At 38.5% G+C, this 1,307-nt stretch carries 1 protein-coding gene; it reads right to left on the bottom strand.

What is annotated here, in order from left to right; genetic code table 11:
- Positions 1–258: 258 nt before the first annotated feature.
- The coding region (locus tag AC0QT4_RS09145; RefSeq protein ID WP_473201354.1) for a tyrosine-type recombinase/integrase at positions 259–1,307 on the bottom strand (1,049 nt) is incomplete at its 5' end.

The following is a 1,307-nucleotide window of genomic DNA, read 5'->3' as shown; positions in this document are numbered from 1 at the left end:
TTTCACGGTCTGTAAGAAGAACATCATTTTCAGTCATAACTAAATCCTTTCAATCTAAAAAAAATATTAACAAATCATAAGCATTTATTAACCATATTTTATTGAGATTGCAAAGTAAGTTTATTTATAAAAAACAGTACTTTATGATGTATTTTCTCATTTGATAATTTATGAATCTTATAGAGCAGTGATGAGCAAATGAAGAGAGAAAGTTATCCACAGATAATGAAATAAAAATGGGGTACAAGACCCCATCTTTTAAGATTGACCAGTGACATAAGCCGCCCATTTATCCATATAAACACGGCGCTGTTCTAAATAATCAGTACGACGGTAGGCACGCTCTACTTTACCCCCAACCGTATGACTTAGAATGGTTTCTGCTACCTCAAAAGGAGCATCTGTTGTTTCTTCTAGCCAATCGCGTAAACTAGACCGAAAACCATGCGGGCATGCTTCAAGTCCAGTTTTTTTCATATATTGTGACATACAAGTTTCACCAAGGGGACCACGACCGGATGCAGAAAAGAAGAAATCATTACGAGAAAGCAGGCGCGCTTGTTTCAAAATTTCTAATGCTTCAGATGATAAGGGCACGCGAAATTCTGTTGTAGCATCACGTAGACCTTTCATATTTTCAGCAGGGATAGTCCAGATATCATCTTTAATCTGATCTTCACAAATATGGCGCAAAGGATAGGTACGAACCCCTGTCAGAATAAGCAGACGCAAAGCCAGTTGTGTCATGGTTGTTGTTTCGCAAAGCGTTTTATAAAAATCCGGTATATCTTTCCAATCCATTGCTGGTCTATTTTTAACTTTATGGCGTTGTTTTCCTAAGAGAGCTTTTGCTTTTTCTGTTGCTTGCAAATCAACATCTAAATTCAACGCGGCAGCATGTTTGAAACAAATATTAAGGCGGTTTAGTGCTTTCATAGCTGTTCCAGCTTTTGTATGCCAGATGGGAGCAAGCGTATTGCGTATATCAGTTTGTGTAATCTCTGAAACCGGTAGACAGCCTAATTTAGGGAGAATATAAAGACGTAAAGGTGCAAACCACTCACCATCTTTACCGTCATTTTTTAATTCAGCTTTACGAGTTTCAAAAGTATCCAAAGCAATATCTTTTAAATAATGAAGATTACGCATTGCCTCACGTTTTTGTTTGTCGCGTTCTTTAATGGGGTCACGACCTTCGTGTAAAACAGACCGCCACCCAGTTGCCAATTCACGGGCTTTTTTTAAAGAGACATTTCTTAAAGCCCCCAAGCCCATTTCACGACGGCGCCCGTGAATGGTATAGCGAT

It is taken from the genome of Bartonella sp. EBT8, assembly GCF_055796165.1.
Note: the sequence above shows the minus strand (reverse complement) of the source record. Positions and strands in the feature narration are given on the sequence as shown.